The organism is Actinosynnema sp., assembly GCF_052038725.1.
In genome coordinates, this window is record NZ_JBQGCX010000813.1 from 1 (window position 1) to 5,063 (window position 5,063).

Below are 5,063 nucleotides of genomic sequence, written 5' to 3' on the forward strand. Positions count from 1 at the left end.
ACATCACCGCGGTCGTCAAGTGGCGGACCGCGCTGAACGGGTCGATCCTAAGAGACTCCGCAGGAAGTTCGGTCCTGAACCGCCCGTCTCGTGCGCTTTGCCTCTCTCGGTCCGCCCACCTGACCCGCCGGAACCCGAACCAGGCAACTCCTCGCTCACCCCACCCCCTGCCCCGGTGGCGCACGGCCAGTCCAACGATCCTCAGGGGCGATCCAGTCGTCCAGCGCCGCAGGCACGTGCCTCACCACCTGTGAAGTGCCCACCCAGGTTGAACGCCCGCCGACCCGCCGCCGTACCCCTCTCCGCAGCCGTCCACGCCGCGGAGGTCTTGTCGTGCCCGAGGTCGAGTACCTCATCGTCGGTGCCGGTCCCGCCGGGTTGCAGCTCGCGCACCTGCTCGACCGCGCCGGCCGGTCCTGTCGCGTGCTGGAGGCCGGGCCCGCGCCCGGCCAGTTCTTCCGCGCCTTCCCCCGGCACCGCAGGCTCCTGTCGGTCAACGAGGGCGGCTCCCCGGCGGGCGACCCCGAGCTGGACCTGCGTCGCGACGCGCACTCGCTGCTGTCCGACGGGCCCGCGCCGCGCTTCCCCGACCACAGCGCCGACCGCCTGCCGCACGCCGACGACCTCGCCCGCTACCTGGTGGAGTTCGCCCGCGCCACCGGCGTCGACGTCCGCTGCGACACCCGCGCGCTCTCGGTGACGCGCAGCGGGTTCGGCGGGTTCCGGCCGCGCTTCCGGGTGGTCGACCAGCACGGCGGCACGCACACCGCGCGGTGGCTGGTCGTGGCGACCGGGCTCGCCAAGCCGCACCTGCCGCCCATCCCCGGCATCGACCGCGTGGAGCACTACGGCGCCTACGACCCGGACCCGCGCGGGTTCGCCGGACAGCGGGTCCTGGTGGTGGGCAAGGGGAACTCGGCGTTCGAGGTCGCGAACAGCCTGGTGCGCACGGCGTCGGTGGTGCACGTGATCGGGCCCCGGCCCGCGCGGGTGGCGTGGCGGGCGGGGTACGTGCGCGCGGTGAACGCGGTGTTCCTGGACGCGGCCCTGTTCGGCGTCGGCGCCGCGCTGCTGGACGGGTCGGTGCTGGACATCCGGGCCGACGACGACAGCGGCCCCGGCGCGTGCCCCGGCGCGGACGGTCCCGCCCCGGACGCCGCGAGCGGCGGACCCGGCGGTTACACGGTCACCGTCGCGCTCCGGCACACCGACGGCGCCACCAGGGCGATCCGCTACGACCGGGTCGTCGTCGCGACCGGTTTCCGCTTCGACACCACCATCTTCGGCGACGGCGCCCGCCCCGCCCCCGCTCCCGACGACCGCTTCCCGGCGCTGACCGCCGAGTGGGAGTCGACCTCCGTGCCCGGCCTGCACTTCGCGGGCGCGCTCATGCGCGACGCCGACGACCACTCGTCCACCGGCGACATCCACGGCTTCCGGTACGCGGTGCGCGCGCTGGCCAGGGTGCTGGAGCGCAAGAACCACGGCGTGCCGTGGCCGTCGACCGAGGTGCCCGCCGACGACCTGGCCCCCGCCGTCCTGGCGCGGGTGAACCGGAGCTCCGCGCTGTGGCACCAGCGCGCCCGGCTGGCCGACGTCGTCGTTCCGGGCGGCGCGACCGCGCGCTACCTGGAGGAGGTGCCGGTGGACCTGGTCGCCGGGCACGCCCCCGACTGCCTCGCCATCACCCTGGAGCACGTCGCCGACCACGCCGCCGACCACGCGGACCCCGACGTGCCCGCCCCGCTGCGCCCGGTGGTGCGCAGGTTCCGGGGCGGCGAGGTGGTCGCCGAGCACCGCGTCGCCGCCGACCCGGAGCACGCCTGGACCGACTCGGACCGGCACCTCGCGCCGCTGCGCGCCTTCCTGTCGCGACAACCGGTGATCGCCTGATCACCGAGCACCCACGGCGAACGGCGGACAACCGCGCCTTGCCGAGAGTTTTGCTCCCAGTACTCCACTGCTTGGTGATCGCTTTACCTTCCGGGCGAAGCGTGTGGTCCGGCCCGGTCACGACCGGCGCCACCACAGCGCATCCACACGGAACGAGGAAGCAATGGGCGGAGTGCTCAAGCGCACTCGGAAGCTCGCCGTCACCGGCACGGCCCTGGGCGTCGCGTTCGCCTCGGCGCCCGCCGGTGTCGCGTCGGCCGCGGAGACCACCGCGCCGAAGAACATCATCGTGCTCATCTCGGACGGCGCGGGCTACAACCAGTTCGACGCCGCCAACCTGTACGAGCACGGGCAGAGCCTCAACCAGGTCGCGGTGGACCCCGCGACCGGAGCCGTGCGGCGCGTCCCCGGCGTGCCCAGCCAGGTCTACGAGACCTTCCCCGTGCAGGTCGCGCAGAGCCACTACTCGGCGAACGGCCGCGCGTCCTACACCCCCGAGCAGGCCTGGGGCTCGTTCGACTGGGTCGCCTCCGGCGCCACCGACTCCGCCGCCGCGGCGACCGCGCTCGGCACCGGCGTCAAGACCACCAACGGCGTCATCGGCTTCGACCCGGCGGGCCGGAAGCTGCTGACCGTGGGCGAGCAGGCCAAGGAGGTCGGCAAGAAGGTCGGCGTCGTCACCTCGGTGCCGTTCAACCACGCCACCCCGGCGGGCTTCATCGCCCACAACGCCGACCGCAACGACTACCAGGGCCTCGCGACCGAGATGATCGACAGCGGCGCCGACGTCATCATGGGTGGCGGGCACCCGAACTACACCGACGCGCACACCAGCCGCGCGTCCAACTGGACCTGGATCTCGCAGCACGACTTCCAGCGGGTCAGCGGTGGCGGCACCGACTTCTCCTACGTCGAGACCCGCTCCGCCTTCGAGGCGCTGGCCACCGCGACCGAGGTCCCGGAGAAGGTGTTCGGCCTGGCGCAGGTCGCCGAGACCCTCCAGTACAACCGGCCGGGCCTGGGCAACAACACGGTCGCGCCGGGCACCGACGCCCGCAACGACGTCGCGTCCCTGGACGTGATGGCCAAGGGCGCGCTGAACGTGCTGGAGAAGGACGAGGACGGCTTCTTCCTGATGGTCGAGGGCGGCGCCGTCGACTGGGCGGGCCACGCCAACCAGACCACGCGCCTGGTGGAGGAGCAGGTCGAGTTCAACCGCTCCGTCGAGGCCGTCACCGACTGGGTCGAGCGCAACAGCAGCTGGGACGAGACCCTGGTCGTCGTCACCGCCGACCACGAGACCGGCTACCTCGCGGGCCCCGGCGCCAAGCCGGCCTGGACCCCGATGACCGGCGCCAAGGGCGAGCTGCCGCAGGTGTCGTGGCACTCCGGTGGCCACACCAACGCCCTGGTCCCCCTCTACGCCAAGGGCGCGGGCGCGGACGTGCTGAACGCGCGCGCCGACAAGTGGGACACCGTGCGCGGCGCGTACCTGGACAACACCGCCGTCGGCGAGACCGTGTTCGACCTGCTGGGCCACGCCCCGGCGTCGGCCGACTCGGCCGTCGCGCTGGAGGCGTCCGTGCCGCTGCCCAGCACCGCCGGTGACCTGAGCATGACCGTCGCCGACAGCGGCGTCGTCCGGTTCGAGGGCGCGTCGCGCTCGCAGATCGGCGCGCTGCCGCAGGTCACCGTGACCGACACCCGCAACGAGGTGCAGGCGCGCGGCCAGGGCTGGACCGTCTCCGGCGCCGCCGGTGAGTTCGTCGCGGGCAACCGGAGGTTCGGCGCCGAGAACCTGGGCTGGACCCCGAAGGTCGTCAGCTCCGACTCGAACGCCGCCGCCGGTCCCGTGGCCGTCCTGGACGCGCCCGCCGCGCTGGCCGACACCAACCGCGTCAGCCGCTACGGCACCACCGTCGTGGGCGCCGACCTCGGCCTGACCGTGCCGGACGAGGCCCGCGGCGGTCGCTACGGCAGCGAGATCACCCTGACGCTGTTCGCCAAGGACTGATTTCCCGTTGTGGTGGGGCGGGGCCCTCGTCCCGGGGTCCCGCCCCGCTCTTTCCGTTGACGTGAAGCGCTTTTCCCGGATGTTGAGGAGGGGACCCGTGTCGTCCCACCGTCGTCTGCTCGGTTCCCTGCTGGTGGCGGGCTCCCTGCTGGCCGCCGCGCCCCCGGCGTCCGCAGCGCCCGTGCAGTGGAGCGTCGGCCCCACGGACGGCCGGGTGTCCCTGCGGCACGTGGCCGAGCCGGGAAGCACGGCCAGGGACTCCATCACGGTGCGGAACCTGGGGGCCGAGCCCGCCGACTTCGTGGTGTCCGCCGGGGACGGGGTGCTGGTGCAGAACGGGGCGTTCGACATCGCGGCGGGGACGCCGGTCGACTCGGGGAAGTGGATCTCCGTCGGCGGTCTCGACGGCGGGCGGCTCACCCTGGGCGCCGGCGAGCGGCGCGACCTGCCGGTGGTGGTGGCGGTCCCGGCGGACGCGACGCCGGGCGACCACCCGGCGGGGATCGTGGTGGGCGTGTCGGGGACCGAGGACGGCGTCCGGGTGCAGCGCCGGATCGGGGTGCGGGTGCACCTGCAGGTGTCGGGGGAGCTGACGCCCGCGCTGGAGGTGCGCGCGGTGACGGCGGACTTCAGCCCGTCGTGGGTCCCCTTCGCGGACGGGGTGCTGAAGGTGACCTACGAGGTGGTGAACACGGGCAACGCGCGCCTGGGCGCGGCGGCGACCGCCGACGTGGCGGGGCCGTTCGGGCTGCTGGCGCGGCGCGGCGGGGACGCGGTGGACGAGCTGCTGCCGGGGGACAGCGCGACGCGGGCGTTCGAGGTGGCGGCGCCGTCGCTGTTCCGGGCCTCCGGCGAGCTGAGCGTGGTCGGCGTGGCGGTGGGGGAGGACCGGGTGACCGCGCCCGCCGCGATCAGCCGGGGGTACTCGGTGCTCGCGGTGTCGTGGAGCGGTGTGGCGGTGCTGGTGCTCGTGGTGGCGGGCGCGGCGCTGCTCCTGGTGCGCCGCAAGCGGAACCGCGCGAGCGGGACGTCCGGGCCCGCGGTCGCCGCGACCGCCTGACGCGCGGGACCGCGCACCGCGCCGGGTCGCACGACCGGCGCGGCCCCGTCGTTCGCGGGCGGCTCAGCCCGACGTCCCCCGCACCGTCAACCTCGG

General features: G+C 74.4%; 3 protein-coding genes. All 3 read left to right on the forward strand.

Annotated elements, in window-relative coordinates; genetic code table 11:
- Positions 1-333: 333 nt before the first annotated feature.
- The 3 genes from ACTUAL_RS16760 (at position 334) to ACTUAL_RS16770 (ending at position 4,967) form a co-directional block, all read left to right on the forward strand.
- On the forward strand, positions 334-1,893 hold the full coding sequence (locus ACTUAL_RS16760; protein WP_440900923.1) for an NAD(P)-binding domain-containing protein: 1,560 nt from the start codon (positions 334-336) through the stop codon (positions 1,891-1,893).
- A gap of 163 nt (positions 1,894-2,056) precedes the next feature.
- On the forward strand, positions 2,057-3,907 hold the full coding sequence (locus ACTUAL_RS16765) for an alkaline phosphatase (RefSeq protein WP_440900924.1): 1,851 nt from the start codon (positions 2,057-2,059) through the stop codon (positions 3,905-3,907).
- 97 nt (positions 3,908-4,004) lie between these two features.
- The gene (locus ACTUAL_RS16770) at positions 4,005-4,967 is read left to right on the forward strand and encodes a COG1470 family protein (protein WP_440900925.1); all 963 of its coding nucleotides are present in this window, start codon (positions 4,005-4,007) and stop codon (positions 4,965-4,967) included.
- Positions 4,968-5,063 lie beyond the last annotated feature (96 nt).

Excerpts from the sequence above, each read along its gene's own strand:
- ACTUAL_RS16765 (WP_440900924.1), top strand. The coding sequence starts at position 2,057 with ATGGGCGGAGTGCTCAAGCGCACTCGGAAGCTCGCCGTCACCGGCACG.